This is a genomic window from Streptomyces sp. NPDC090741 (assembly GCF_044769045.1).
Classification (GTDB): domain Bacteria; phylum Actinomycetota; class Actinomycetes; order Streptomycetales; family Streptomycetaceae; genus Streptomyces.
Genome location: NZ_JBIVXF010000001.1, coordinates 949,117 through 975,311, shown reverse-complemented (window position 1 = coordinate 975,311; position 26,195 = coordinate 949,117). Strand labels below are relative to the sequence as shown.

The window sequence follows — 26,195 nt, the reverse complement described above, 5'->3', positions numbered from 1 at the left end:
GATCGCTGGCGGAAATGGCAAAATCCGGTTACCGACGGGTACCCAAAGGCCCCCGGGCGGAATACGCTCACCGCCATGACGGACTCGCAGGCCCCGGCCCCCCTCCGCAGCGCACCGCAGCCCACCAACCCGGTCGCTCCCGCCCCGGCCGGTGCCCGTACCGCCGCCGACGTGGTGACCCCCGACCTGGTCACCCGGCTCACGCGCGGAGTGATCGGCTCCGGCCGGACCGCCAACCACACCCCCTTCACCGGGGCCAAGCTGGCGGACCTCCCCGAGGCCACCCCCGAGGACGTCGCCGAGGCCTTCGACCGGGCCCGCGCCGCCCAGGGCGCCTGGGCCGCCGTCCCCGTACGCAAGCGGGCCGCCGTACTGCTCCGCTTCCACGACCTGGTCCTGGCCCGCCAGGCCGAGGTGCTCGACCTCATCCAGCTGGAGACCGGCAAGGCCCGCCTGCACGCCCACGAGGAGGTCCAGGCCGTCGCCGTCGCCGCCCGCCACTACGGCCGCAAGGCTCCCTCGTACCTGCGCCCCAAGGGCCACACGGGCGCCATCCCCACCCTCACCAAGGTCACCGAGCTGCGCCAGCCGCGTGGGGTCGTCGGCCAGATAGCCCCGTGGAACTACCCCCTCGAACTCTCCGTCGGCGACGCGCTGCCCGCCTTCGTCTCCGGCAACGCCGTCGTCATGAAGCCCGACACCGAGACCGCGCTCACCGCCCTGTGGGCCCGTGACCTGCTGATCGAGGCCGGACTGCCCGCCGAGGTCTTCCAGATCGTCCTCGGCGACGGACCCGTCGTCGGCCCCGAGGTGGTGCGGCACGCCGATTACGTCTCCTTCACCGGCTCCACCCGCACCGGCCGCGAGGTCGCCCGGGGCGCGGCCGCCCGCCTGGTCGGGGTCACCCTCGAACTCGGCGGCAAGAACGCCATGCTCGTCCTCGCCGACGCCGACATCGAGAAGGCCGCCGCGGGCGCCGTCCGCGCCTGCTTCTCCTCCGCCGGCCAGCTGTGCATCTCCATCGAGCGGTTGTACGTCCACGCCTCCATCGCCGACACGTTCGTCGAGCGCTTCGCCGCCCGTACGAAGGCCATGCGGCTCGGCGCCTCCCTCGCGTACGGCGCGGACATGGGCTCGCTGGTCGGCGAGCGCCAGCTGGAGACCGTGCAGCGGCACGTCGACGAGGCCGTCGCCAAGGGCGCCACCCTGGTCGCGGGCGGCGCCGCCCGCCCCGACATCGGCCCGCTCTTCTACGAGCCCACCATCCTCGACGGGGTCGAGGCGCCGATGGCGGTCTGCGGCGAGGAGACCTTCGGCCCGGTCGTCTCCGTCTACCGGTTCACCGACGAGGACGAGGCGATCGCGCAGGCCAACTCCACCGCGTACGGGCTCAACTCCAGCGTCTGGACCAAGGACGCCCGCCGCGGCCATGCCGTCGCCGCCCGCCTGCGCACCGGCACCGTCAACATCAACGAGGGCTACGCCCCGGCCTACGGCAGCGCCCAGGCGCCCATGGGCGGCATGAAGGACTCCGGCCTCGGCCGCCGGCACGGCTCCGAGGGCATCCTCAAGTACACCGAGGCCCAGACCGTCGCCCACCAGCGGCTGCTGCCGATGGCGCCCTCGCTGGGGATGGACGACGAGAAGTACGCGGCGTTCATGACGCGCAGCCTCAAGGTCATGAAGACGCTCCGATTCCGTTAGGCACCATCGCTCGGGGAGGCACCGCAGTGTCGGACAACACCGACGAGAACGAGAACGAGAACGAGAACGAGAACGGGTACGACTATGACGTCATCGTCATCGGATCGGGCTTCGGAGGAGCGGTCTCGGCGCTGCGGCTGACCGAGAAGGGGTACCGGGTCGGCGTCCTGGAGGCGGGGCGCCGGTTCACCCGCGAGAGCCTGCCCCGCAACAGCTGGGACCTGCGGAACTACCTGTGGGCCCCGGCCCTCGGGCTGTACGGGATCCAGCGGATCCACCTGCTCGGCAACGTGATGGTGCTCGCGGGCGCCGGGGTGGGCGGCGGCTCGCTCAACTACGCCAACACCCTGTACGTGCCGCCCACCGCCTTCTTCGAGGACCGGCAGTGGGCGTCCATCACGGACTGGCGCGAGGAACTCGCCCCGTACTACGACCAGGCCAAGCGGATGCTCGGCGTACGCCTCAACCCGACGATGACCCCCTCCGACGTCCACCTGAAGGCCGCCGCCGAGAAGATGGGCGTCGGGGACTCCTTCCACATGGCCCCGGTCGGCGTCTACTTCGGCGACGGCGCGGACGCGGACGGCTCGGGCGGCAGCCGCACCGCCCGCCCCGGCGAGGAGGTCCCCGACCCGTACTTCGGCGGCGCCGGCCCCGCCCGCAAGGCCTGCACCGAATGCGGCGAATGCATGACCGGCTGCCGCCACGGCGCGAAGAACACCCTGAACGAGAACTACCTCCACCTCGCCGAGCGCGCCGGAGCCGTCATCCACCCGATGACCACCGTGACCGCGCTCGCCGAGCACCCCGACGGCGGCCACCGCATCCGCACCGTCCCCACGGACGCCCGCCGCCGGGGCACCGCCAAGGAGCTGCGCGCCCGGTACGTGGTCGTCGCGGCGGGCACGTACGGCACCCAGACCCTGCTGCACACCATGAAGGACAACGGGCTGCTCCCGCGGATCTCGGACCGGCTCGGCGAGCTGACCCGGACCAACTCCGAGGGCCTGGTCGGCGCGCAGACCGACGACCGCCGCTACCGCAGGCGCCACGGCCCGGGCCCCGGCGAGGAGCAGCGGGCCGACTTCACCCGGGGCGTCGCGATCACCTCGTCCGTGCACCCCGACGCCGACACCCACATCGAGCCCGTCCGCTACGGCAAGGGCTCCAACGCCATGGGGTTCATGACCGTCCTCCAGGTGCCGTACAGCAGGCACCGGGTACGGGCCTGGTTCGCCCGGACCGCGAAGCACCCGGTGCAGCTGGCGCGCTCGCTCTCCAACCGGCGCTGGTCGGAGCGGACGATCATCGGGCTCGTCATGCAGTCGCTGGACAACTCGCTGACGACGTACCGCAAGCCCGGCGGCCTCGGGAAGGGGCTGCTCACCGCCCGCCAGGGGCACGGCGCCCCGAACCCGGTGCAGATCAAGGAGGCCACCGAGGCGGCCACCCTGCTGGCCGAGGAGATCAACGGCTTCCCCGGCAGCAACATCGGCGAGCTGATGGGCACCCCGCTGACCGCGCACTTCCTCGGCGGCTGCCCGATCGGCGCCCGTGCCGAGGAGGGCGTGGTGGACCCGTACCACCGGCTGTACGGGCACCCGGGGATCTCGGTGGTCGACGGCTCGGCGGTCTCCGCGAACCTCGGCGTCAATCCGTCGCTGACGATCACGGCGCAGGCGGAGCGGGCGATGTCGTACTGGCCGAACAAGGGCGAGCAGGACCCGCGGCCGGAGCAGGGCGCGGCCTACACCCGCCTGGCGGCGGTGGAACCGGCTCGTCCGGCGGTTCCGAAGGAGGCCTTCGGGGCGCTGCGGCTGCCGCTGCTGCTGCCGGTACCGGAGGTTCCGAAGAAGGCCTGAGCCCGTGACACGTGTCGCGGCGGCGGGTTCTGCGCTCCCCCTCCGAGGGCAGACCCCGCCGCCGCGTACATAAGTGACAGGTGATCAGTCCGGATGGTTGCATGTGATGCCCGTCACCCTCTGAAGGGGGCAACCGAGACCCGTACTCGGCGGTCTCGATCTTCATGGACAAGCGCATCTCCCTTTTGGCCGCTACTGGCTTGGCGGCGCTGAGCCTCGGCGCGGCCGCCCCCGCGCTCGCCGCGGAACCGGTCTTCCCGCTCGGCGGCCCCTCCGCACTGGTGCTCCAGCCCTACCCGGACACGGGCGCCTCGAAGGAGCGCAGCCTGCGCTACGAGCTGGCCCACGTGGGCCCCGGGGACAGCTTCCCGGGCGAGTTCACCGTCACCGTCGACCTGACCAAGGTCGCCGGAGTGGCGTCGGTCCGGCTCGACCCGGCCAAGCCCAGGCCCAACTGCACGACGAGCGCCACCGCGATCGTCTGTAAGCAGCAGGGCCTGTCGGTCGGGAGCGATGGGACCGGTGGGACCGGCAACAGCTTCGACCTGCTGGTCTCCGCCGCCAAGGACGCCAAGAACGGCGCGAGCGGCGAGATCGCGGTCACCGGCCGGGTGGCGGGGGCCGGCGTCACGCCGGTCACCACCAAGCTGACCGTCGGCGGACCCGACCTGCACCTGGGCGAGCTGAAGCCCAAGGGTGAGGTGACGGCCGGCGAGCAGCAGGACCTGCCGCTGGCCTTCGCGAACCGGGGCACGCTGCCCGCCAGGTCGGTGGCGCTGGAGCTGGACACCTCGGCCGGCCTGGAGCCTGCCGAGACGTACGACAACTGCCGGCGGCAGGACCACGGCGGCATGGGCGCCACCACGGTGTGCCTCGTCGAGGGCGAGTTCCTGCCCGGCGAGTCCTACCGGCTCGCCCCCGACTCCCCGCTGCACCTCAAGACCACCGAGCGCGCCTACCAGGACCGGCTGAGGTACGGGGTCGTCCCCGACCCGGCGCCGGTAAAGGACGCGCCCGAAGGCAAGCCGGCGACCGGCAAGAAGCTGAAGCTGGTCAAGGCGTCGGCCGCGGTGCCGGTCACGGAGTCCGACCTGGACGAGCGGGACGCCCAGCGGGCCCGGGACACCGACCTGAACCCGCGCGACAACGAGCGCGCGTTCGAGTTCACCGCCAAGGGCGCCCGGGCCGACTTCGAGGCGGTCACCGCCTCGCCCTCCGGCAAGGTGGGCGACACGGTCGTGGCCGAGCTCGGCTTCCGCAACAAGGGCCCGGCCGTGATCAGCCACCTGCGCTCGGGCGAGAGCGTGGCCCGTACCGACATCGTGATGCCGGCCGGAGTCCAGGTCACGGACGTGCCCCGGAACTGCCGCGCGGTCAGCGCGGACGGCAGCGACCGCACGGAGCAACTGGGCGCGCCGCGCTACTTCTGCGACGGCGGGGTGTTCGCGGACGTCCCGGGTGCGTACACCGGCCGGTTCTCGATGAAGATCGAGAAGGCCGTGGCGGATGCCAAGGGCTCGGTCACCGTCGGCGAGCCGGTCGCGGGCGGCACCAAGGCGCTCGCCTTCGACCCGGTCGGGGGCAACTCCAAGGCCGTGTTCGTGGTCGAGGTCAAGAGCGGTACGAGCCCGAGCCCGTCCGGCTCGGCCTCCGCGTCGCCGTCCCCGTCGGCCTCCGCCTCGCCCTCGGCGTCGGTCTCGCCGAGCGCGTCCGCGTCCGCCACCGGCGGCACGGGCGGCACGGGCGGCAACCTGGCCTCGACCGGCAGCTCCGTCGGCCCGATCGCGCTGGGCGCGCTGGGTGCGGTGGCCGTCGGCGGTGCGCTGTACGTGGGGGTCCGCCGTCGCTCGGGCGGGCACGCGTAGGCGCGTAGGCGCGTAGGCGCGTAGGCGCGTAGGCGCGTAGGCGCGTAGGCGCGTAGGCGCGTAGGCGCGTAGGCGCGTAGGCGCGTAGACGCAGAGAACGGCCGGCCGGGGGCGTCCCCCTGGCCGGCCGTCCTTTTTTGGGGTGACCGGGCTGCTGTCCCCTGCCGTCCGGTCAGGCGAAGGAGCGAGGTCCCACGACGCACGTCCCGGGGGGCCGTACGTCTCATCGCTCCCGAAGAGCCACGCGTGGTGCTGCGGTCCCGCGCCTGGCTGGCGCGGCCATCCACACCAACGAAGGGCGCCGGGGCCGGTCACGGTCCGGACGAGTGACGAACAGGCGTGAGACCCGGAACGGGCGTAAAGCTCCGGAACGGGCCTCAGACCCGGCCGCGGCACAGCTCCAGCAGCGTCATCGCGAGGGTGGTCCCCGGCTTGCCGAGGGCGTCGCTCCAGTGCGCGAGCACCTCCATCTCGCGCGAGAGGTGCACCCGGCGGCCGCCCGAGGCGATCCGGGCGTCCTGGATGACGGTCGAGACGGCCATCCGCTCCTGGATCAGCCCGATGATCCGGTCGTCGATGGCGTCGATCCGCTCGCGGGACTCGGCGATCAGCTGCGCGGGGGTCGTGGTCACGGTCATGTTCTTACTCCTGTGGGTCGTGCCGGCAGGAGCGGAAACGCCAGAGCGCCCCGGTCCTGTCGGACCGGGGCGCTCTGGGAAGTCAGCGGCTCAAGCGAGCATCACGTGGACCCATGGCGACCGGACCGGCCGGTGCCATAGGTAAAGAGGAAGCTCAGCTGCTTGCGCATGAACCGGATTATGTCGGCCCACCGCCCTCCGGGCCAACCCGGCCCGGATCGTGAGACGGACCGTGACGTGGGCCTCGGATGGTGCGACAAAGTGGCGGCCGGCGCCACCGGTAGAATCGACAAAACAGCCACCCTCTTCCGCCGGAAGGCCGCCCCGTGCCAGAAGCACCCTCCGCCGCCCACGACAGCGCCCCGGACACGGTTCTCGTCGTCGACTTCGGCGCCCAGTACGCCCAGCTCATCGCCCGCCGCGTCCGCGAGGCACGGGTCTACAGCGAGATCGTCCCCAGCACGATGCCGGTGGCCGAGATGCTCGCCAAGGACCCGAAGGCGATCATCCTCTCCGGCGGCCCGTCCTCGGTGTACGAGGAGGGTGCTCCGCGCCTGGACGACACCCGCGCCCTCTTCGAGTCCGGCGTCCCCGTCTTCGGCATGTGCTACGGCTTCCAGCTGATGGCGACCACCCTCGGCGGCACCGTCGACAACACCGGCGCCCGTGAGTACGGCCGTACGCCGCTCGCCGTCTCCAAGGCCGGCTCCACCCTCTTCGAGGGCACCCCCGAGAACCAGTCGGTGTGGATGTCCCACGGCGACGCCTGCTCCGCCGCCCCCGAGGGCTTCACCGTCACCGCGTCGACGAACGTCGTCCCGGTCGCGGCCTTCGAGAACGACGAGAAGAAGCTGTACGGCGTGCAGTACCACCCCGAGGTGATGCACTCCACGCACGGCCAGCAGGTGCTGGAGCACTTCCTCTACCGCGGCGCCGGCCTGGAGCCCACCTGGACCACCGGCAACATCGTCGAGGAGCAGATCGCGGCCATCCGCGAGCAGGTCGGCGACAAGCGCGCCATCTGCGGCCTCTCCGGCGGCGTGGACTCCGCGGTCGCCGCGGCCCTCGTCCAGAAGGCCATCGGCTCCCAGCTGACCTGCGTGTACGTCGACCACGGCCTGATGCGCAAGGGCGAGACCGAGCAGGTCGAGAAGGACTTCGTCGCCGCCACCGGCGTGCAGCTGAAGGTCGTCGACGCGCAGGAGCGCTTCCTGACCGCGCTGGCCGGGGTCTCCGACCCGGAGACCAAGCGGAAGATCATCGGCCGCGAGTTCATCCGCGTCTTCGAGCAGGCCCAGCTGGAGATCCTCCAGGAGGACGGCCCGGCGGTGGCCTTCCTGGTCCAGGGCACCCTGTACCCGGACGTCGTCGAGTCCGGCGGCGGCACCGGCACCGCGAACATCAAGTCCCACCACAACGTGGGCGGCCTGCCCGACGACATCGAGTTCGAGCTCGTCGAGCCGCTGCGCCAGCTGTTCAAGGACGAGGTCCGGATGGTCGGCCAGGAGCTCGGCCTGCCCGAGGAGATCGTCCAGCGCCAGCCCTTCCCGGGCCCGGGCCTGGGCATCCGCATCGTCGGCGAGGTCACCAAGGAGCGCCTGGACCTGCTCCGCGAGGCCGACGCCATCGCCCGCCACGAGCTGACCGCGGCCGGCCTGGACCGTGAGATCTGGCAGTGCCCGGTCGTCCTGCTCGCGGACGTCCGCAGCGTCGGCGTCCAGGGCGACGGCCGTACGTACGGCCACCCGATCGTGCTGCGCCCCGTCTCCTCCGAGGACGCGATGACCGCGGACTGGACGCGCATGCCGTACGAGGTGCTCGCGCGGATCTCCACCCGCATCACCAACGAGGTGCCGGACGTGAACCGCGTCGTCCTCGACTGCACGAGCAAGCCCCCGGGCACCATCGAGTGGGAGTAGTCCCCGCCCGACGCCCGTGACGAAGCCGCCGTTCCCCCGGGAGCGGCGGCTTCGCCGCGTGTATGGCCACTTGGTGCGGCCGCCGGTACCTTGCGCGGCGAGCCGAAGGAGGGGGTCATGCCGGATCAGCCCGTACCCGTACCCGCGTCCGTACCCGCGCCCGCGCCCGCACCCGTACCGGTGGACCGGCTGCGGTTCGCGCTGCCGCCCGTCCACGCCGAACCGGCCGAGGAGCGCGCGCACCGCAAGGAGCGGCTCGCCGGGGCGCTGCGGCTGTTCGGCCGCCTCGGGTACGAGGACGGGGTCGCCGGGCACATCACCGTGCGGGACCCGGAGTTCGCGGACTGCCACTGGGTGAACCCGTTCGGGCAGGCCCTGTCCGCACTCACCGCCGACGACCTGCTGCTCGTCGACGGGGACGGGCGCGTGCGCCGGGGCGGGCACCGGGTCAACGAGCTGGCCTTCGCCGTGCACGCGGCCGTGCACCGGGCCCGCCCCGAAGCGGTGGCGGTGGTGCACGCGCACGGCCCGTACGGCAGGGCGCTGGCCGCGCTCGGGGAGCTGCTCGCCCCGATCAGCGAGGAGGCCTGCGCCTTCTACGAGGACCACGCGCTCCTGGACGGGTTCGCCGGGCCGCAGGACGGCGGGCGGATCGCCCGCGCCCTGGGCCCGTACAAGGCGCTCGTCCTGCGCAACCGCGGGCTGCTGACGGTCGGCGACTCCGTGGACGCGGCGGCCTGGTGGTTCATCGCGGCGGAGCGGGCGGCGCAGGTGCAGCTGATCGCGCGGGCCGCCGGGAAGCCGGTACCGATAGACCACCGCGCGGCGCTCGCCGCCCGGGAGCGTTTCGGCACGGATCTCGCCGCCTGGGTCAGCTACCAGCCCCTATGGCAGACCGTCGCCCCCTGGCACGACGGGGCCGGGCGGGTGGCGTCAACATCATGAACGGTTAATCACCTGCTCTGACATCGTGCGCAATCCGGAGCACTGCCGCAGTGGTGCACAATTCGCTGGCATTGCACCGTAGTTCAGAGAGGCGGCACGCACGTGGCTGTCCAAGAGATGTCCCGAAGCACCCACGGCGGCGCCTGCACCTGCGACGACTGCCCGCACGGCGCGCAGGAGGGGCACCGGCGCGCAGTCGCCGCGTTCACCGAGAAGCGGGACGAGTTCGCGGCCGGCCAGGGGCTTCCGGCCGCGGTGGCCCGGTCCGCCGGGGCGTCCCGGCAGTGGGTCTCCGACGAGCTGACCCTGTCGGCCCGTACGGTCGCCGACCGGGGCCGGGAGGCCGGCAACTCCTGGCTGTACCTGTTCTCGCGGCGGGCCGTGCTCGCCGTGTGGATCGCCGCCGGAGTGCTGCTGCTGGTGCAGGTCGGCACCGCGCTCGGCACCGGCTGGTCCACGGCCCGCACCGCCGGGCTGCTCGCGGCGGTGGTCCTGGCCGGGCTGCTCACGGTCGCCGCCCGCGCCCAGTCGCTGCGCGGCGGGCTGCTCGCCCCGCTGGTCGGCGAGGACAACCGGCTGTCCACCTCGAAGGCGGTGCCGAGCGCCTGGGTGGTGCTGACGGCGTTCGCCGCGCTGCTGCCCGCGCTGCGGCTGGCGGCCTCGCCGCCCGGCCCGGGACGGCAGGCCCTGTACGCGGGGCTGGCGCTCGGGCGGGCGCTGCCGCTGCTGGCGGTGGTCGCGCTGACCTCGGCCGTGGCGGTGCTGGTGCGCCGGGTGGTCACCGTACGGATCATGGGCCAGCGGATGCAGAAGCTGCCGGCGGACCGGCCGCGCGGGGTGGACCTGCTGACGGACGACGCGGGCCGGGGGAGTTTCCCGGACGCGCAGTACGTGCTGGTCTCCACGGTGGTCCTGGCCTTCGCGGCGGTGTCGATGGCCCGGTTCCCGGACCGGCTGCCGCGGCTGCCGTGGGCGCTGGCCATGCTGGTGGCCCTGTCGGCGGCGGTGTACCTGGCGGCGAAGTACGCCGAGGTGACGCGTCCGCTGATCCTGTCGGTGGTCCGCAGACGGGAGCCCGGCGACCTCGACGCGGCCATCCGGCCGGGCGACGACATCGAGATCCGCGGTGTGGGCTTCGTGCCGCCCGGGGCGCAGACGCCGGAGATGCTGGCCCGGTTGGTCGTACGGGTCGGGGCGGTCCACGTGCACGTGCCGCTGGTGCCGGTCGCGGGCGGGTTCACCAACCCCTCGGACTCGGCGCTGACGGTGCCGGTCCCGGCGGAAGTGGAACCCGGACGCATCGAGGTGCAGGTGGTGACGGCCGCCGGAGTGGAATCCAACCGCTGCACCATCGACGTGGCCGAGTGAACCGGGGTACACATGGGACGTGACCCGAACTGATGTCCCTTCCGTCGGTCCCTCCGGCTCGTCCGGCTCGTCCGGCTCGTCCGGGTCGACCGGCTCGCCCGGCCGTTCCGGACTGCGGGAACAGGCCGCCCGGTACGCCCTGCTGCCGCTGCGGATCTTCCTCGGCGTGACCTTCGTCTACGCGGGCCTGGACAAGCTGACCGACTCCGCGTTCCTGTCCGCCTCCGGCGCCGGCTCCATCGGCGAGCAGATGCACGGTGTGCGCGACACCTCCGCGATCCCTGCCCTGGTGGACTGGGCGCTGCTCTCGCCCGTCGGGTTCGGTGCGGTGCTGGCCGTCGGGGAGCTCCTGGTGGGCCTGGGCATCCTGGCCGGCCTGCTGACCCGGATCGCGGCCACCGGCGGAGCGCTGATCTCGCTCAGCCTGTGGCTCACGGTGTCCTGGCAGGTGACCCCGTACTACTACGGCAACGACCTGGTCTACCTGATGGCCTGGATCCCGATGATCCTGGCCGGTGCGCCCTATCTCTCGCTGGACTCGCTGATCCGGTCGCGCCGGTCCCGGCGCACTGCGTAGGTCACCACCCCCACCAGCGCGGCCAGGCAGAGCCCGCCCATGGTCATCGGGATGACCAGGAACCAGGGCAGATCCGCCTCCCCGGTCGCGTCGAGCAGGTACAGCACGCCCGCCGCCACCAGGATCAGGCCGGCCAGCAGCCGACCGGGCTGGAACTCATGACGCGGCACGGGCCACCTCCACCTGTCCGACACCTGCGTTCAGGTGCAGCTCGATCGTTCCCCCGGCCTCGGTGCCGGCGGACGGCTTCAGGGTCGCCTGCTGGGTTTCGCCGCCGCTCTTGATGCGTACGTCCTGGCTGGTCTCCCCGGGCATGTGGATGTCACCCAGCTTCACCGAGACGTCGGCCTGCGCGGTGACCTCGCGGGGCACGATCACCTTGAGCCGGCCGGCCTCCACGGTGGCGCGGACGGACAGCGTGGTGCCCTTCGGTACGTCCAGCCGGCTCAGGTCCAGCGTGGCCAGCCCGGTGCCCGCCGTGTAGACGGGTCTGACGTCGGCCACCGCGGCCGGGCGCCATTCCACGGACTTCCAGTCGGTGCCGATCTCGCGGGGCAGCGCGGAGGCGCCGGCCAGCAGCCCGGCGGTGATCACCGCCAGCAGGATGGTGCCGAAGCCGGTGCGGCCCTTGACGGAGCTGACCGCGAGGCCCAGCCCGAAGACGGCGAGCGACGAGGCCAGACCCATCTGCAACGCGTGCGAGAGGGTGCTGCCCTGCCAGACCGCGGCGGTGGCGGCGCCCCCGGCCAGCAGCGCCAGGACGAACACCCGGCCGCCGATACCGCCGCGCGGGAACTTCGGGGCGGCGGCCCGCTCGGGGGCCTGCGCGGCGCGGCCGCCCCCGATGTTCCGCGCGGCGTTGGCGTCGGCGGAGTCGTCCGGCCCCCACAGGTACCCGGTGGATCCCACGGGGCCGGTCGTGCCGTCCTTGACCAGTGGGTCCCGCCACCAGGACGGGCTGCCGGGCACGGGCGGAGCCTGGGTCTCCGGCGGGGCCGGGCGGTGCGCCGCCTGCGGCTCGGCCTCGGGGGCGGCGGCCTTCCGGCGGCGCTGCGACCAGTACGAGGCCCCGCCCAGGGCCAGGATGACCAGGACGGAGAACACGGCCAGCCCGCCGTTGTCCAGCATCGACAGGAACAGCGCGCAGCCGACCAGGGCCGCGAACACCGCGGCCAGGGTGGCGCCTTCGACCCGGCCGGTCAGCAGCTTCTTCGCCTCGCTGTCGTCCTCGCCCTCCACCGGGAGCAGCAGCCACGCGAAGCCGTAGAAGATCAGGCCGACCCCGCCGGTGACCGCGAGGACGCCGAGCACGATCCGGAAGATCACCGGGTCCAGGTCGAAGTACCGGCCGAGGCCGCCGCAAACGCCCGCGAGGACCTTGTCGCGCTTGCTGCGGCGCAGCGGCGGCCGGTCGGCGGCGCGGTCTGCGGGCCGGTCTGCGGGCCGGTCTGCGGGTCGGTCGCCCGGCGGCGGGGCCGTACCGGTCGGCGGCGGGGAGTCGTGCTTGGTCATGGCTCCATGGTGGCAACCCGCCGCGCCCCGCGGCACCGGGCCCGACCCTGGCACAACCCTGATATCCCCCCGACAGAACTGGGGGGCTGCCCTGATGTTCCGTACGCCGCCCGCGTGTGACCATCAATGGCATGCCCGTCTCCACCGCCCCCCGTCCCCCGCATGCGGCAGACGCCGACGAACCGCCGCAGCGCAAGCTCTACCGCAGCGCCGACGGCCGGATGCTCGGCGGTGTAGCGCGCGGTCTCGCCGGGCACCTCGGGCTGCCGGTCGTCTGGGTCCGGCTCGCGTTCCTCGGCCTGTTCATGTGGGGCGACGGGCTCGGCGTACTGCTGTACGCCGCGTTCTGGGTCTTCGTACCGCTGGGGGTCGGCGGCCGCACCGGGCACCGCTCCTTCTTCGAGACCCTCTCCGACGGCAGCCGCCGCCTGCGCAAACCCGACCGGGGGCAGATCACCGCCCTCATCGCGCTGTGCATCGGCGCCGGCATCTTCATCTCCAAGGTCCAGCTCGGCGGCACCTCCGGCCGGTACGTGTGGCCGACGCTGCTGGTCGGCGCCGGTGTGGTCCTCGTATGGCGCCAGGCCGACAACGCCCGCCGCGCCCACTGGGGCGCCGCCGCCGGGCGCAACGCGCGCCTGCTCCAGATGGCCCGCGGGTTCGCCGGGGTCGCCCTGGTCGGCGTCGGCCTGACCGTCTTCATCGTCGTACGCGGCTCGGCCGCGCAGCTCGGCAACGTACTGACCGCGGCCCTCGCCGTCCTCGTCGGCACGGCCCTGCTCGCCGGCCCCTGGCTGATACGGATGACCCAGGACCTCTCCGAGGAGCGCCTCATGCGCATCCGGGCCCAGGAGCGCGCCGAGGTCGCCGCCCACGTGCACGACTCGGTGCTGCACACCCTGACCCTGATCCAGCGCAACGCGGAGGACGTCGGCGAGGTGCGCCGCCTCGCCCGCGCGCAGGAGCGGGAGCTGCGGAACTGGCTGTACAAGCCGGAGGGAACCGGCAAGGACGAGGCCGAGGAGCCCACCACCCTCGCGGAGGCCGTCAAGAAGACGGCCGCCGAGGTGGAGGACCACCACGGGGTCCCGATCGAGGTCGTCGTGGTCGGAGACTGCCCGCTCGACGAGAGGCTCGGTGCACAGATCCAGGCCGCGCGCGAGGCGATGGTCAATGCCGCCAAGTACGGTGGCGAGGGCGGGCCGGTGCAGGTGTACGCCGAGGTGGAGGGGCAGACGGTGTTCGTGTCCGTACGGGACCGGGGGCCGGGCTTCGACATCGACGCGGTACCGGACGACCGCATGGGCGTACGAGAATCGATCATCGGCCGGATGCAGCGCAACGGCGGGACCGCACGGCTGCGGTCCGCGCCCGACGGCGGCACGGAAGTCGAGCTGGAGATGGAGAGGGCGGCGAACGCAGCATGACCGAGGAGACGACCGGCAGCACGGCAGTGGACAGGCACGTCCGGGTGGTGCTCGTCGACGACCACCGGATGTTCCGCGCGGGCGTGCAGGCCGAGATCGGCGAGACCGCCCGGACCGGGGTCGAGGTCGTCGGCGAGGCGGCCGACGTGGACCAGGCCGTCACCGTCATCACCGCCACCCGCCCCGAGGTGGTCCTGCTCGACGTGCACCTGCCCGGCGGCGGCGGGGTCGAGGTGCTGCGGCGCTGCGCCCCGCTGATGGCGGCCACCGAGAACCCGGTGCGGTTCCTGGCCCTGTCGGTGTCGGACGCCGCCGAGGACGTCATCGGGGTCATCCGGGGCGGCGCGCGCGGGTACGTCACCAAGACCATCACCGGGACCGACCTGGTGAACTCGGTCTTCCGGGTGCAGGAGGGGGACGCGGTGTTCTCGCCGCGGCTGGCGGGCTTCGTGCTCGACGCCTTCGCCTCGACGGACGCGCCGCCGGTCGACGAGGACCTGGACCGCCTCACACAGCGCGAGCGCGAGGTGCTGCGGCTGATCGCGCGCGGGTACGCGTACAAGGAGATCGCCAAGCAGCTCTTCATCTCGGTGAAGACCGTCGAGTCCCACGTCTCGGCGGTGCTCAGGAAGCTCCAGCTCTCCAACCGGCACGAACTGACCCGCTGGGCGACGGCACGCCGCCTGGTGTGACGTCCGCGCTGGTCCGACATCCGCGCGGGTGTGACCGACGCCGCAGGGTGCGGGGGCAACCGCGCGGTGCCGGGCCGCCCTCTTGGGTGGCGTGATGAGCTTGACGGGGTTCCCCCTGTTCGCGACGGCGATCGCCCTCACGGCGATCGCCGTTCTCCTGCCGCTGGCCGTGTGGAGCAAGGTGCGCGGCCCCGCCGTCGTACGCGTGTCGACCCGGGCCCTGATGGTGGTGTTCGCCCAGGTCACCGCCGTCGCGCTGGTGTTCATCTCGGTGAACCGGCAGGAGACCTTCTACGCTTCCTGGGGCGATCTGCTCGGCACCGGCAAGTACGTCACGGCCGCTCCCGACCTCGGCGCGGACGGGCTCGGCGGGAAGAAGGCCGCGGAGGTCAAGGCGGAGCCGAAGGTCCTGCAGAACTTCCAGCCGGTCGACGGTCTCGGCGGCCGGGTCAAGAAGACCGAGCTCGACGGCAAGATCTCCGGGGTCAAGGGCGACGTCATGGTGTGGCTCCCGCCGCAGTACGACGACCCGGCGTTCAAGAACAAGAAGTTCCCGGTGGTCGAGCTGATCCCGGGCATACCGGGGACGGGCAAGTCCTGGTTCCAGGGGCTCAAGGCGGCCGAGGTGCTGGAGCCGCTGATGAAGAGCGGCAAGGTGCAGCCGTTCATCCTGGTCTCGCCGCGCGCGATGCTGCTGGGCAACGGCGACACCGGATGCGCGAACATCCCCGGCAAAGTCAACGCGGACAGCTGGTTCAGCGTCGACGTCCGCAAGATGGTCGTCGACAACTTCCGGGCCTCCGACGAGGCCCGCACCTGGGGCGTGGCCGGGTACTCGGCGGGCGCGTACTGCGCCGCCAAGCTGGCGATCCTGCACCCCGACCGCTACAGCGCGGCCGTCTCCCTGTCCGGCTACAACGACCCGGGCCAGGAGCCCACGTCGCTGGTCGCCCAGGACCCGGAGATGCGCCGCACCCACAACCTGAAGGCCCTGCTCAAGGCCGCGCCCACGCCGCCGGCGGTCTCGCTGTGGATGTCGGGCGCCGAGCAGGACGGCTACCTGTCCGGCACGGACCTCAAGGGCATCGCGCAGACCCCGACCGCGGTGCACGCGGAGAAGGTCACCGGCGGGCACAACCTCGACTCGTGGTCGAAGCAGCTCCCGCAGGCCTTCGGCTGGCTGACCACGCAGGTCAAGGCGCCGTAGGGCCCGGGCGCCGCAGGGCCTTCGGGCAGCGGGCTCACGCCGGGCGGGAGGCTCACGCCGGGCGGGAGGCGCCCGCCCAGGGCATCGAGTCGATCGGCGCCACGCGGACCGTCGACCCGGGGCGCGGGGCGTGGATCATCTGGCCGCTGCCGATGTACATGCCGACGTGGGTGACCCCGGAGTAGAAGAACACCAGGTCACCGGGGGCCAGCTGGTCACGGGAGACCCGCTGCCCCGCGTTGATCTGGGTGTAGGTGGTACGGGGGAGCGAGACCCCGGCCGAGCGCCAGGCCGCCTGGGTCAGGCCGGAGCAGTCGAACGAGCCCGGTCCCGTCGCGCCCCAGACGTACGGCTTGCCGATCGCCCCGTACGCGAAGGCCACCGCGCGGGCGGCGCGCGACCCGTCCGCAGGCGGCGCCGGGGCCGTGGCTCGCGGACCGGCCGGGGCCGCGCCGCCCGACTGGGCCTCGTACGCGGCCCGCTCCTCGGCGGTGAGCTTGGCCAGCAGCCGCTTGGCGGTGTCGAGCTTGCCCTCGACGGTGGCCTTGTACTCGGCGAGTTCGCCCTCGCGGGCGCGCAGGTCGGCGAGCCGGCCGGCGGCCTTGTCCTTGAGCTGCCCGACCTCGTCGAGCCCGCGTCGTACGGAGGAGACCTCGGCGGCGCTGCGGTCGCCGGTCCGGGTGAGGAACGAGGCCTGGTCCAGGTAGTCCTGGGGGTTCTCGGCCAGCGCCAGCCGCATGGCGGGCCCCAGGCCGCCGGTGCGGTACTGGCCGGCGGCCAGGGAACCGAGCGCCCGGCGGGCGGTGTTGAGCCGGTCGGTCTTGCGGGCGGTCTCGTCGCGCAGTGCGTCGAGCGCGCGCTGGGCCTCGTCGGCCTGCTCCTTCGCCCCGTTGTACCGCTCGGCCGTCTCCTCGGCCTCCTCGTAGAGCCGGTCGACCTCGGCCTTCACCTGGGAGGGCGTCTGCCGGGGGTCGGCCTGCGAGGTGCCTTCGAAGGCGGTGGCGGTGGCAGCGCCCGCGAGGGCGAGCGTCGCGGCGGTCCGCACGGTGCCGCGGGAGAGCGGATGGAGCGGGCGCTGCCTGGGCTTTCGGTGACTGGCCACGAGGGCCTCACGTCCTTCCTCGCTCGGGAGCTCGGTGCTTGGAGGAGGACGCTAGACCGGAAAGTAACGGTCGGATGACGAGATGACCGCAAGTGCTCCGACGTGACCTGAGATGACCGGATGTGGCCGTTGTGGTTCGGTGCCGGGATCAGTGCCAGAGGACGGCGATGAAGATATTGACCACGGTCAGCCCGCCGACCGCACCGAACAGCGCCTTGTCCACGTGCTCCTCGTCCCGCTTCACGTAGACGAGCGCGAGGATCACGAAGAGGACGGCGAGCTTCACGCCGATCTTGATGCTGTTGACGTGGCCGCCGTCCATCTCGCGGAAGCCGACCAGCAGGACGCCGGTGACGAGCATCGTCAGCGCGCCGTGCAGCATTGCGGGCACGAAGCGGGCGGTGCCGGCGCTCATCGCCTTCATCTGGGTCAGGAAGCCGCCCAGGAGGGAGGCGATCCCGATGATGTGCAGGCCCACGAAGACACTGATGAGTACGTCCATGGCGTCGAGCGTACGGGGGCTCCCGGTCAGCCCAGGAAGCGGGTCAGCTCCTCCACGACCACCTCCGGCCGCTCCTCCGGGAGGTAGTGTCCGCTGCCGTCGACGCGGACCACGCGGGTGTCGGTGCCGAGGGCGGGGACGGCGGTCACGAGGCTCTCGTAGTTGCTGTACTCGCCGCCCAGGGCCAGGATCGGCGCGGTCACCGGGGTGTAGGCCGCCATGTCGGCGATGTCCTGGGTGAAGGTCCGGTACCAGTCGTTGGCGGCGCGCACCGCCTCCGGTGCCTCGTAGGCGCGGGCGTACACCGCGCGGGCGTGCGCGTCGACGGAGCCGGGGTCGGCGGCCGCGTTCTCGAACAGCCAGTCCAGCAGGAGGTGGAAGCGGCCGGCGAGCAGCTGCTCGGGGAGGCCGTGGACCTGGTTGAAGGCGAACCACCACTTGTGGCGCTGCCCCTGCTGGGGGAGCAGGGTCTGCCGGGCCCAGCTCTCCTCGGGGTGGGACACGTCCAGGAGGGCGATCTTCCGGGTGGCCTCGGGGTGGTTGGCGGCGAACGCGTAGGCCACCATCGCGCCGATGTCATGGCCCACGACGTGCGCGCTCGCGATGCCGAGCCGGCCGAGCAGCACGTGGATGTCGCGGGCCAGGGTCTTCTTGTCGTACCCGGTGGCGGGTTTGGCGGAGCCGCCCATGCCGCGCAGGTCCACGGCGATCACGCGGTGGCGGGCGGCCAGGGCGGGCAGCACCTTGCGCCACTGCCACCAGGTCTGCGGCCAGCCGCCGAGCAGGACGAGCGGCTCGCCGCCGCCGCCCTCGACGTAGTGCAGCCGGGTGCCGTTGACGTCGGCGTGGTGGCTGGTGAAGCCGCCGTCGAGGGAGGCGGCGAGTGCGGCGTCGTCGAGCGGGGTCTCGGTGAACGGGCTGATGCTGCTGCTGGGCATGGGAGGTCCCTCCTGCCAGTGCGTCGACCGACCGTTCGAAGATTTCGTACGGTCGCGGTGGGCGTGACTGTACGAGATCTTCGAATGGTCTGGCAATCTCCGTACGAGATCTGCGTACAGTGAGGGCATGCCTGCCGCCGCCGAGCCGACGACCCATCCCTGCGCCGAGGACCTCGACCTGGCCGAGGTGCTCGCGGCCCTGGGCCACCCCGTCCGCCTGGAGATCGTCCGCAAGCTCGCCTCCGGCGAGGAGACGTTCTGCGGCGAAGTGGTGCCCGACCTGCCCCGATCGAGCGTCACCCACCACCTCAAGACGCTCCGCGAGGGCGGGGTGATCTGCCAGCGCCCGCAGGGCCGCAAGCTCTACCTCGCGCTGCGCCGCGACGATCTGGAACTGCGCTTCCCCGGTCTCCTGGAACTCGTACTGGCGTGTCGGTCCCGACCCCTAGACTCGGAATGCGATGAGCAGCCTCTTTGACGACAGTTTCCTGGCGGACCTCACCCCCTCCGACGAGGTCCCCCCGCCGCCCGAGGATCACCCCGCCCCGGACGAGGGCGCGGACGATCTCTTCGGGGGCCGGTTCGACGTGGCCGTCGGCAGTGGGGGGAGCGGTGACGCGTACTACCGGGACGGCGCCCCCAAGCCCGTCATCGACCCCGCGACGCTCCTGGACGGGCTGAACGAGGAGCAGGCCGCGGCCGTCGTGCACGCCGGCTCCCCGCTGCTCATCGTGGCCGGCGCCGGCTCCGGCAAGACCCGGGTCCTGACCCACCGCATCGGCCACCTGCTGGCCGCGCGGAACGTCCACCCCGGCCAGATCCTGGCGATCACCTTCACCAACAAGGCCGCCGGCGAGATGAAGGAGCGCGTCGAGAGCCTGGTCGGCCCGCGCGCCAACGCCATGTGGGTGTCCACCTTCCACAGCGCGTGCGTGCGGATCCTGCGCCGCGAGTCGAAGCGCCTCGGTTTCACCTCGTCCTTCTCGATCTACGACGCGGCCGACTCGAAGCGCCTGATGGCGCTCGTCTGCCGCGACCTGGACCTGGACCCGAAGAAGTTCCCGCCCAAGGCCTTCAACGCCAAGATCTCGAACCTCAAGAACGAGCTCATCGACGAGGACGCCTTCGCCGGGCAGGCCGCCGACGGCTTCGAGAAGACCCTCGCCCAGGCGTACGCGATGTACCAGGGGCGGCTGCGCGAGGCCAACGCGCTCGACTTCGACGACATCATCATGACGACCGTCCACCTGCTCCAGGCGTTCCCGGACGTCGCCGAGCACTACCGGCGGCGCTTCCGCCACGTCCTGGTGGACGAGTACCAGGACACCAACCACGCCCAGTACACGCTGGTGCGCGAGCTCGTCGGCACCGGCTACCCGGACCTGCCGCCGGCCGAGCTGTGCGTGGTGGGTGACGCCGACCAGTCGATCTACGCCTTCCGCGGCGCGACCATCCGCAACATCCTCCAGTTCGAAGAGGACTACAAGGACGCGACGACGATCCTGCTGGAGCAGAACTACCGCTCCACGCAGACGATCCTCTCCGCCGCCAACGCGGTCATCGAGCGCAACGAGAACCGCCGCGCCAAGAACCTGTGGACCCAGGCCGGCACCGGCGCCGTCATCACCGGCTATGTCGCGGACACCGAGCACGACGAGGCGCAGTTCGTCGCCGACGAGATCGACCGGCTGACGGACGCCGGGGACGCCAAGGCGGGCGACGTCGCGATCTTCTACCGGACGAACGCGCAGTCGCGTGTGTTCGAGGAGATCTTCATCCGGGTCGGACTCCCGTACAAGGTCGTCGGCGGCGTCCGCTTCTACGAGCGCAAGGAGGTCCGCGACGTCCTCGCGTACCTGCGCGTCCTCGCGAACCCGGAGGACAACGTCCCGCTCCGCCGGATCCTGAACGTACCCAAGCGCGGCATCGGCGAGCGCGCGGAAGCGATGATCGACGCGCTCGCGATGCGCGAGAAGATCACCTTCCCGCAGGCGCTGCGGCGCGTGGACGAGGCATTCGGCATGGCCGCCCGCTCGACCAACGCGGTGAAGCGGTTCAACGTGCTGATGGAGGAGCTCCGCACGATCGTCGACTCGGGCGCGGGCCCGGCCGTGGTGCTGGAGGCGGTCCTGGAGCGTACGGGCTACCTCGCCGAGCTCCAGGCCTCGACCGACCCTCAGGACGAGACGCGCATCGAGAACCTCCAGGAACTCGCGGCCGTGGCTCTGGAGTTCGAGCAGGCCCGGGGAGAGGACAACCCTGGCACTCTCGCGGAGTTCCTGGAGCAGGTCGCGCTCGTCGCAGACTCCGACCAGATCCCGGACGAGGACGAGGACGGCTCGGGCGTCATCACGCTGATGACCCTGCACACCGCCAAGGGCCTCGAATTCCCGGTGGTCTTCCTGACCGGCATGGAGGACGGGGTCTTCCCGCACATGCGGGCCCTGGGTCAGACCAAGGAGCTGGAGGAGGAGCGCCGCCTCGCCTACGTCGGCATCACGCGGGCGCGCGAGCGGCTGTACCTGACCCGGTCCAGCATGCGCAGCGCGTGGGGCACGCCCTCGTACAACCCGCCGTCGCGGTTCCTGGAGGAGATCCCGGCCGAGTACCTGCAGTGGAAGCGCTCGGGGGCGGCGCAGAAGCCGGCGGGCCCGATGCGGAGTTCGGGCTCGGGGTACGGGTCCTCCGGCTCGGGGGGCGGCAAGGCCACGTTCGGGACCTCGCCGGAGGCGTTCCTGTCCTCGTCGCGTACGAAGTCGGGGCCGTCCGGGTTCGCGACGCGCCGGGCCGCCGACAAGCCGGTCATCGCGCTGTCGGTCGGGGACCGGGTCACGCACGACCAGTTCGGGCTGGGCACGGTCATGGAGGTCAAGGGCGCCGGCGCGGACGCGCAGGCCACCGTGGACTTCGGGGACGACAAGCCGAAGCGCCTGCTGCTGCGCTACGCGCCGGTGCAGAAGCTGTAAGGGGGCGGGCGGGCCGGGCCCGGGGGATTGCTTCCCGGGCTCCGGGCGGGTCTAGGTCGGGTCCAGGCCGTGGCTGCGGAGCCAGGGCAGGGGGTCGATCGCCGCGCCGCCGCCGGGCCGGACCTCGAAGTGGAGGTGCGGGCCGGTGGAGTTGCCGGAGTTGCCGGAGTAGGCGATGACGTCGCCCGCCTTGACCTTGCCGGACCGGATCTTGGTGCTGCTGAGGTGGCAGTACCAGGTCTCGGTGCCGTCGGGCGAGGTCACTATGGCCATGTTGCCGTACGCGCTGTTCCACTGCGTGCGCACGGTGCCGTCGGTGGCGGACATGACCGGGGTGCCGTACGAGACCGGGAAGTCGATGCCGGTGTGCACGGACATCCACATGCCGCCGGCCTGGCCGAAGCTGGCGCTGAGGCCGTGCTGTTCGACCGGGATCGCGAACTTGGGGCGGGCCGCTTCCTTGGCCGCCTCCTCCTCCGCCTTCCGCTTCTTGTCGTCCTCCTGGCGCTGGCGCAGGTCGATGCGTTCCTGCGTGCGGCTCGCGCGGTCCGCGAAGTCGCCCGCGTCGGCGCTGAGCGCCGTCAGCTGGGTGTCGAGCTTGCTGTTCGCCGCGACGGGCTTCACCGATGCCGGGTCGGGCGCGGCCATCGTGGTGGTGTCCTCGGCGGGCTTGTCCGCGGCGGTGAGTCCGCCGACGGAGGCGGCCGCGACACCGGCGACGCCCATCACGCAGGCGGAGGGAACGGCCACGGTCAGCAGGGCGGAACGCTTCGCCGGGGTGCGGCGCCGGGAGGTGGCGGCAGCGGCGGGCGCCGACTTCGTCTTGGCACCGGCACGGCGCGAGGCGCGGGGCGCGGGCGCGGCGTCCGGGGTGACGGGCATGGCCTGGGTGGGCAGGTCGTGCACGGGGTCGGCCGCGAGGTCGAGGTCCAGGTCGAGGTCGAGGTCGAGACCGAAGTCCGGCTCGGGGCTTTCGGTGCCCTCGGTGTCGAGGACTTCGAAGACGGCGGTCTCGCTGTAGACGCCGGCGGCCGGGGCCTCGTAGGTGTAAGCCGTCTCTTGCTGCTGCTGGTGCTGCTGCTGGTACTCGTACTGGTGGTGGTCGTACGAGAAGGTCTGGGTCTGCTGCTCGTGCTGCGGGACCGTGTTCCAGGCGGTGGCGTCGTACGCACCGGTCTCGGTGCCCGTGGTGCCGTAACCCGGCATCGCCCACTGCCCGGTCTGCTCGTAGCCGAGGGGGGTGGCGGTGGCCTGGTAGTCGGTGCCGGCGCTCTGCTGGTTCCAGGCGCTCGCGTCCCACTGCCCGGTCCCGGCGTCCTCGGGGACGCCGCCCTGGGCGGGGATCGTCGACAGGTAGCCGCCGTCCTGCGCGTAACCGTCCTGCGCGTAACCGTCCTGCGCGGACCAGGCGGTGGCGTCGTACGCGCCGGTCTCGTACGAGGGGTAGGCGGAGGCGTAGTCGTACCCCTGACCCTGTGTTTCGTAGGAAACGTAGGGCGAGTCACCAGCGAAAGTGGTGTTGGGAAGGCCGTCGTACCCGGAATCGGGGTACAGGCCCGACGAGGGGCGGTCGTTCACCAACTTCTCTTTCGCCTCGGCAGTGGGGGGCCTGGGTGGCCAGGGAACGGGAGGTTCCTTGGGGAGAGCAGTGGCGTGACTGTACCCGGCGGTTACTGGCAACGACAATCTTCCAGGGGTTTCGAGCTTTGCGGAACCGGGCATTCGGCCGTCTTTCGGTCGCGGCAAGGCCGAGCCTTGGCCTTGAGTTCGAAATCCGTTCGAGTTTCGGTGGGTTGGCGTTCACGCGACGGAAGCGGCGTCTCCGAGGCTCGTGAGGGCGGCCGGACCGGGCTCGTCGAGGGCGCGCCGGACCGCTGCCGTGACGGCGGGATGCGCGGGCAGGGCGAGGTGCCCGATGCCGGTGACCTGCACGTTCTCCGCGTGGAGGTCCGGGTGCTCGATGCGGGCCGTCTCGGTCGGGTCCATCAGCTCGTCGAACTCGCTCCAGAACGCCACGCATCGGGTCCGGCAGCCGGGCGCCGGCGCCCGCAGCTCGGCCATCACCTCGGAGTCCGGGCGCATCTGCCGGACCAGCGGGTGGGCGTCCATGAAGGGGGCGACCCGCGTGCCGGAATGCGGGGTGCCGAGCGTGACGAGCGTGCGGATGCGGGCCTCGCCGCCGAGGCGCTGGACGTAGTACCGCCCGACCAGCCCGCCCAGGCTGTGCCCGACCAGGTCCACCCGCTCCTGCCCGGTGCGCTCGCACAGCTCCTCGACGCGCCGGGCGAGGTGGCGGGCGGTGACGCGCAGATCGCGGGTGAAGGGGGAGTAGTTGTACGTCTCCACGTGCCGCCGCCCGCCCGCGGCGAGGGTGCGGCGCAACAGGACGAAGACGGACCGGTTGTCGGTGAACCCGTGCAGCAGGAGCACGGGCGGCCGCCCGAGGTCTTTTCCATGGGTCCCGGCGGGCTTCTCGGACAGTATCCCGGTCGGGTAGAGCAGCAGGTGGCCGCCGAGGACCACTGCCTCCAGCACGCCCGCCCGCAGTGCGGCCCCGGAAACGGGTACGGGTATGGACACCCCCATCGACGGCCCCCCTCAGCCTTCTGGGACGGCGCCTTTGGAATGGGCCTTTGGGCCGCGGCCGACCGCGCCACCGTGCCGTGCGGCTGTCGGTACGGTGGCGCGGCGCCCCCGGTGCGGCTCCCCTGGCGGTGAATCAACGCCGTCCCACGTGTGATTTCCCCCTCCTGGTTGACCGTGAAACGGGGGTGTGCGCGATGCTGTACTTAACGTTCGTTCACTCGGGAGGCAGTGCGATGGGTGTGACCGGTCCGATCCGTGTGGTGGTGGCCAAGCCGGGTCTCGACGGCCACGACCGCGGGGCCAAGGTGATCGCGCGTGCGCTGCGGGACGCGGGTATGGAGGTCATCTACACGGGCCTCCACCAGACCCCCGAGCAGATCGTGGACACCGCCATCCAGGAAGACGCCGACGCGATCGGGCTCTCGATCCTCTCGGGCGCCCACAACACGCTGTTCGCGCGCGTCCTGGAACTCCTCAAGGAGCGTGAGGCGGAGGACATCAAGGTCTTCGGCGGCGGCATCATCCCGGAGGACGACATCGCCCCGCTGAAGGCCAAGGGCGTGGCCGAGATCTTCACCCCCGGCGCAACGACGACATCGATCGTCGACTGGGTCCGCACCCACGTCCGCACCGCGTAGCCCCCGACGCCCGGCCCGCCGACCCCGCCCGGGTCGCCGGGCCATCGGGTCGCGGGCCGTTGGCGGCGGTCAGGCGGGAGCGAGTTCCGAGAGCATCGCGGCGCGCAGGCGCAGGGTGGCTACCAGGCGCTGGAAGGCCTCGGCCCAGTACGCGGCGGCGCCGGAAGAGGCCTCCGCCGGGTCGGCGAAACCGGCGCCCTGCGCCACCACCGCCTCCAGCCGCTCCGCCTCCGCAGGATCCAGGCAGCGCTCGGCCAGTCCCATCACCCCGCTGAAGCTCCACGGGTAGCTGCCCGCCTCCCGCGCGGCGTCCAGCGCGTCCACCACCGCCCGCCCCAGCGTCCCCGCCCACGGCACCACGCACACCCCGAGCAGCTGGAAGGCCTCCGAAAGGCCGTGGGCCCGTATGAACTCCGCGACCCACTCCGCCCGCTCCCCGTCCGGCAGGACCGACAGCAGCTTCGCCCGCTCCGCGAGCGACGCCGTGCCCGGGGCCGTCGCGGGCGGCGCCGACGCCGAGCCGAGCAGCGCCTTCGACCACACCGGATCACGCTGGCGCACCGCCGCCCGGCACCATGCCGCGTGCAGCTCCTCCCGCCAGCTCTCGCCCTCGGCCACCGGCAGTGCCACGATCTGCGCCGGGCCGAGCCCCCCGAACCGCTCCCGCCAGCAGGACAGCGGCGCCGCCTCCACCAACTGGCCCAGCCACCAGGCCCGCTCCCCCCGCCCGGCGGGCGGCCGTTCGACCACCCCGTCACGGAGCATCCCCGCATCGCACTCGGCCGGCGGAGTCACCCCCTGCGGCCCCACGCAGGCCAGCGCCCGCTCCGCCATCCGTCCGGCCAGCGCCGACTCGGGCAGCGCGGACAGCAACTCGGCGGCCGTCGCCCGGACGTTGCGGCTCCGGTCGCCCAGGGCCGCCTCCAGGAACGGCTCGTCCCCTCCCGTCAGCCCCACCCGCAGCGAGTCGAGGAACATCAGCCGGTCCTCGGCCCGCTCGGTGGCCCAGGTCGTCGACAGCAACCGCGTCGCGGCCGCCGCCTCGTGTGCGCGTACGGCGCCCAGGAGGGCCACACGCTCCGCGAACAGCCCCTCCTGCCACAGCCGTTCCACCCCCACCCGGTCCGCGGGGTCGGGCAGTTCCCCGGCGCCGCCCGCCCCGCCGCGCAGGGCGAACCGCCAGTCCGGATTCAGCCGGGCCAGCCACAGCCCCCGCGCCCCGGTCAGGGCCAATGCCGGGGCGCGCAGGTCCGTACGGGCCCGCGCCGCGTCCAGCAGCGCCGGCACCAGCGCGTGCGGCGCCCGGTACCCGTGCCGCCCGGCGGCGGCCAGCCACTGCGGCAGCAGCTCCATCAGGTCCGGGGCGGCCCCGCGGCGCCCGCCGCCGCTGCCCGTGCCGGTCCGGCCGGCCAGCAGCTGGGCGAGCCGCCGCCGGGCCGCCGCCGGGGGAGCCGGCCGCGGATCCAGCGGCGCGGGCTCCGGCCGCGGCCCCGCCGCGGCGGGCCGCAGCCCGGCCCGCCGCCGTACGGTCTGCACCGCCGCCGCGTCCAGCAGCGCCCCCGGACGCCCCTTGCGCCGCGCGGTCCCCAGCACCGCGACCCCGACCAACTCCTCCCACTCCCCGTAGCCGTCCCCCGCACCCGCGCCCGGTGTCGTCCCCGTCGTGGTCACCGTGCCCCTCCCTCTCGTCGTGCAGTGCTCCGGTCCCGCCCCCTCCGCGGGACCGGAGCTGATTTCGTGCCCCGTC

The 26,195-nt window shown here is 72.6% G+C and carries 21 protein-coding genes and 1 pseudogene; 13 read left to right on the top strand and 9 right to left on the bottom strand.

Annotated features, from left to right (window positions below; genetic code table 11):
- Window positions 1-75 precede the first annotated feature (75 nt).
- From ACIQU4_RS04530 to ACIQU4_RS04520, 3 genes are all read left to right on the top strand, one after another.
- Complete coding sequence (locus ACIQU4_RS04530; RefSeq protein WP_403725637.1) at window positions 76-1,704, top strand: succinic semialdehyde dehydrogenase; 1,629 nt, start codon at window positions 76-78, stop codon at window positions 1,702-1,704.
- 26 nt (window positions 1,705-1,730) lie between these two features.
- Window positions 1,731-3,566, top strand: coding sequence for a GMC oxidoreductase (locus ACIQU4_RS04525; protein ID WP_403725634.1), 1,836 nt, complete (start codon window positions 1,731-1,733; stop codon window positions 3,564-3,566).
- Window positions 3,567-3,766: 200 nt separating this feature from the next.
- Window positions 3,767-5,431, top strand: a complete 1,665-nt coding sequence (locus tag ACIQU4_RS04520) for a peptidase (RefSeq protein WP_403725631.1) — start codon at window positions 3,767-3,769, stop codon at window positions 5,429-5,431.
- 377 nt (window positions 5,432-5,808) lie between these two features.
- Here the strand turns inward: ACIQU4_RS04520 and ACIQU4_RS04515 are convergent.
- Window positions 5,809-6,105 (bottom strand): annotated as a pseudogene (locus ACIQU4_RS04515) (chorismate mutase); the annotation flags it as partial.
- A 290-nt stretch (window positions 6,106-6,395) separates the two neighbouring features.
- On the opposite strand from ACIQU4_RS04515, the gene guaA reads away from it, so the two are divergent.
- The 4 genes from guaA to ACIQU4_RS04495 all read left to right on the top strand — a co-directional run bounded on the left by guaA (window position 6,396) and on the right by ACIQU4_RS04495 (window position 10,878).
- The gene (guaA, locus tag ACIQU4_RS04510) at window positions 6,396-7,988 is read left to right on the top strand and encodes a glutamine-hydrolyzing GMP synthase (RefSeq protein WP_403725629.1); all 1,593 of its coding nucleotides are present in this window, start codon (window positions 6,396-6,398) and stop codon (window positions 7,986-7,988) included.
- 117 nt (window positions 7,989-8,105) lie between these two features.
- Complete coding sequence (locus tag ACIQU4_RS04505) at window positions 8,106-8,933, top strand: class II aldolase/adducin family protein (protein ID WP_403725627.1); 828 nt, start codon at window positions 8,106-8,108, stop codon at window positions 8,931-8,933.
- Between the two features lie 117 nt (window positions 8,934-9,050).
- On the top strand, window positions 9,051-10,301 hold the full coding sequence (locus tag ACIQU4_RS04500) for a hypothetical protein (protein ID WP_403725625.1): 1,251 nt from the start codon (window positions 9,051-9,053) through the stop codon (window positions 10,299-10,301).
- 112 nt (window positions 10,302-10,413) lie between these two features.
- The gene (locus tag ACIQU4_RS04495) at window positions 10,414-10,878 is read left to right on the top strand and encodes a TQO small subunit DoxD (protein WP_403726005.1); all 465 of its coding nucleotides are present in this window, start codon (window positions 10,414-10,416) and stop codon (window positions 10,876-10,878) included.
- On the opposite strand, the gene ACIQU4_RS04490 is transcribed toward ACIQU4_RS04495, so the two are convergent.
- Complete coding sequence (locus tag ACIQU4_RS04490) at window positions 10,824-11,048, bottom strand: hypothetical protein (protein WP_385582490.1); 225 nt, start codon at window positions 11,046-11,048, stop codon at window positions 10,824-10,826. The genes ACIQU4_RS04495 and ACIQU4_RS04490 overlap by 55 nt on opposite strands.
- On the bottom strand, window positions 11,035-12,390 hold the full coding sequence (locus tag ACIQU4_RS04485; RefSeq protein WP_403725622.1) for a PspC domain-containing protein: 1,356 nt from the start codon (window positions 12,388-12,390) through the stop codon (window positions 11,035-11,037). Before ACIQU4_RS04485 ends, ACIQU4_RS04490 begins: the two co-directional genes overlap by 14 nt.
- 131 nt (window positions 12,391-12,521) lie before the next feature.
- Between ACIQU4_RS04485 and ACIQU4_RS04480 the strand changes: the two genes are divergently transcribed.
- The 3 genes from ACIQU4_RS04480 to ACIQU4_RS04470 all read left to right on the top strand — a co-directional run bounded on the left by ACIQU4_RS04480 (window position 12,522) and on the right by ACIQU4_RS04470 (window position 15,716).
- A complete protein-coding gene (locus ACIQU4_RS04480; protein WP_403725620.1) occupies window positions 12,522-13,817 on the top strand; it encodes a PspC domain-containing protein in 1,296 nt (431 codons plus the stop codon).
- Complete coding sequence (locus ACIQU4_RS04475) at window positions 13,814-14,509, top strand: LuxR C-terminal-related transcriptional regulator (protein ID WP_403725618.1); 696 nt, start codon at window positions 13,814-13,816, stop codon at window positions 14,507-14,509. Before ACIQU4_RS04480 ends, ACIQU4_RS04475 begins: the two co-directional genes overlap by 4 nt.
- Before the next feature lie 94 nt (window positions 14,510-14,603).
- Window positions 14,604-15,716 carry an alpha/beta hydrolase gene (locus tag ACIQU4_RS04470; RefSeq protein ID WP_403725617.1) on the top strand — a complete coding sequence of 371 codons (1,113 nt, stop codon included), beginning with the start codon at window positions 14,604-14,606 and terminating at the stop codon, window positions 15,714-15,716.
- Between the two features lie 52 nt (window positions 15,717-15,768).
- On the opposite strand, the gene ACIQU4_RS04465 is transcribed toward ACIQU4_RS04470, so the two are convergent.
- The 3 genes from ACIQU4_RS04465 to ACIQU4_RS04455 all read right to left on the bottom strand — a co-directional run bounded on the left by ACIQU4_RS04465 (window position 15,769) and on the right by ACIQU4_RS04455 (window position 18,258).
- Complete coding sequence (locus ACIQU4_RS04465; protein ID WP_403725615.1) at window positions 15,769-16,818, bottom strand: NlpC/P60 family protein; 1,050 nt, start codon at window positions 16,816-16,818, stop codon at window positions 15,769-15,771.
- A gap of 148 nt (window positions 16,819-16,966) precedes the next feature.
- A complete protein-coding gene (locus ACIQU4_RS04460; RefSeq protein ID WP_403725613.1) occupies window positions 16,967-17,320 on the bottom strand; it encodes a hypothetical protein in 354 nt (117 codons plus the stop codon).
- Between the two features lie 26 nt (window positions 17,321-17,346).
- Window positions 17,347-18,258: an alpha/beta hydrolase gene (locus tag ACIQU4_RS04455; RefSeq protein ID WP_403725610.1), complete on the bottom strand. Its 912-nt coding sequence runs from the start codon at window positions 18,256-18,258 to the stop codon at window positions 17,347-17,349.
- 127 nt (window positions 18,259-18,385) lie between these two features.
- On the opposite strand from ACIQU4_RS04455, the gene ACIQU4_RS04450 reads away from it, so the two are divergent.
- The gene (locus ACIQU4_RS04450; protein ID WP_403725607.1) at window positions 18,386-18,736 is read left to right on the top strand and encodes an ArsR/SmtB family transcription factor; all 351 of its coding nucleotides are present in this window, start codon (window positions 18,386-18,388) and stop codon (window positions 18,734-18,736) included.
- A complete protein-coding gene (gene pcrA / locus ACIQU4_RS04445; protein ID WP_403725605.1) occupies window positions 18,720-21,224 on the top strand; it encodes a DNA helicase PcrA in 2,505 nt (834 codons plus the stop codon). Before ACIQU4_RS04450 ends, pcrA begins: the two co-directional genes overlap by 17 nt.
- 51 nt (window positions 21,225-21,275) lie before the next feature.
- On the opposite strand, the gene ACIQU4_RS04440 is transcribed toward pcrA, so the two are convergent.
- Both ACIQU4_RS04440 and ACIQU4_RS04435 read right to left on the bottom strand, forming a co-directional pair.
- On the bottom strand, window positions 21,276-22,946 hold the full coding sequence (locus ACIQU4_RS04440; RefSeq protein WP_403725602.1) for a peptidoglycan DD-metalloendopeptidase family protein: 1,671 nt from the start codon (window positions 22,944-22,946) through the stop codon (window positions 21,276-21,278).
- A 78-nt stretch (window positions 22,947-23,024) separates the two neighbouring features.
- A complete protein-coding gene (locus ACIQU4_RS04435) occupies window positions 23,025-23,810 on the bottom strand; it encodes an esterase/lipase family protein (protein WP_403725599.1) in 786 nt (261 codons plus the stop codon).
- A 233-nt stretch (window positions 23,811-24,043) separates the two neighbouring features.
- Between ACIQU4_RS04435 and ACIQU4_RS04430 the strand changes: the two genes are divergently transcribed.
- Complete coding sequence (locus tag ACIQU4_RS04430; RefSeq protein WP_385582523.1) at window positions 24,044-24,448, top strand: cobalamin B12-binding domain-containing protein; 405 nt, start codon at window positions 24,044-24,046, stop codon at window positions 24,446-24,448.
- A 69-nt stretch (window positions 24,449-24,517) separates the two neighbouring features.
- Here the strand turns inward: ACIQU4_RS04430 and ACIQU4_RS04425 are convergent, their stop codons facing one another.
- The gene (locus ACIQU4_RS04425; RefSeq protein WP_403725597.1) at window positions 24,518-26,119 is read right to left on the bottom strand and encodes a DUF5691 domain-containing protein; all 1,602 of its coding nucleotides are present in this window, start codon (window positions 26,117-26,119) and stop codon (window positions 24,518-24,520) included.
- Between the last annotated feature and the right edge of the window lie 76 nt (window positions 26,120-26,195).

Bases quoted from the DNA above. Each gene is read 5' to 3' on its own strand.
- ACIQU4_RS04505 (WP_403725627.1), top strand. From the start codon at position 8,106: ATGCCGGATCAGCCCGTACCCGTACCCGCGTCCGTACCCGCGCCCGCG.
- ACIQU4_RS04455 (WP_403725610.1), bottom strand. From the start codon at position 18,258: ATGCCCAGCAGCAGCATCAGCCCGTTCACCGAGACCCCGCTCGACGAC.
- ACIQU4_RS04450 (WP_403725607.1), top strand. From the start codon at position 18,386: ATGCCTGCCGCCGCCGAGCCGACGACCCATCCCTGCGCCGAGGACCTC.
- ACIQU4_RS04500 (WP_403725625.1), top strand. From the start codon at position 9,051: ATGTCCCGAAGCACCCACGGCGGCGCCTGCACCTGCGACGACTGCCCG.
- ACIQU4_RS04440 (WP_403725602.1), bottom strand. From the start codon at position 22,946: ATGCCCGGTTCCGCAAAGCTCGAAACCCCTGGAAGATTGTCGTTGCCA.
- ACIQU4_RS04460 (WP_403725613.1), bottom strand. From the start codon at position 17,320: ATGGACGTACTCATCAGTGTCTTCGTGGGCCTGCACATCATCGGGATC.
- ACIQU4_RS04480 (WP_403725620.1), top strand. From the start codon at position 12,522: ATGCCCGTCTCCACCGCCCCCCGTCCCCCGCATGCGGCAGACGCCGAC.
- ACIQU4_RS04475 (WP_403725618.1), top strand. From the start codon at position 13,814: ATGACCGAGGAGACGACCGGCAGCACGGCAGTGGACAGGCACGTCCGG.
- ACIQU4_RS04485 (WP_403725622.1), bottom strand. From the start codon at position 12,390: ATGACCAAGCACGACTCCCCGCCGCCGACCGGTACGGCCCCGCCGCCG.
- ACIQU4_RS04435 (WP_403725599.1), bottom strand. From the start codon at position 23,810: ATGGGGGTGTCCATACCCGTACCCGTTTCCGGGGCCGCACTGCGGGCG.
- ACIQU4_RS04470 (WP_403725617.1), top strand. From the start codon at position 14,604: ATGAGCTTGACGGGGTTCCCCCTGTTCGCGACGGCGATCGCCCTCACG.
- pcrA (WP_403725605.1), top strand. From the start codon at position 18,720: ATGAGCAGCCTCTTTGACGACAGTTTCCTGGCGGACCTCACCCCCTCC.
- ACIQU4_RS04430 (WP_385582523.1), top strand. From the start codon at position 24,044: ATGGGTGTGACCGGTCCGATCCGTGTGGTGGTGGCCAAGCCGGGTCTC.
- ACIQU4_RS04530 (WP_403725637.1), top strand. From the start codon at position 76: ATGACGGACTCGCAGGCCCCGGCCCCCCTCCGCAGCGCACCGCAGCCC.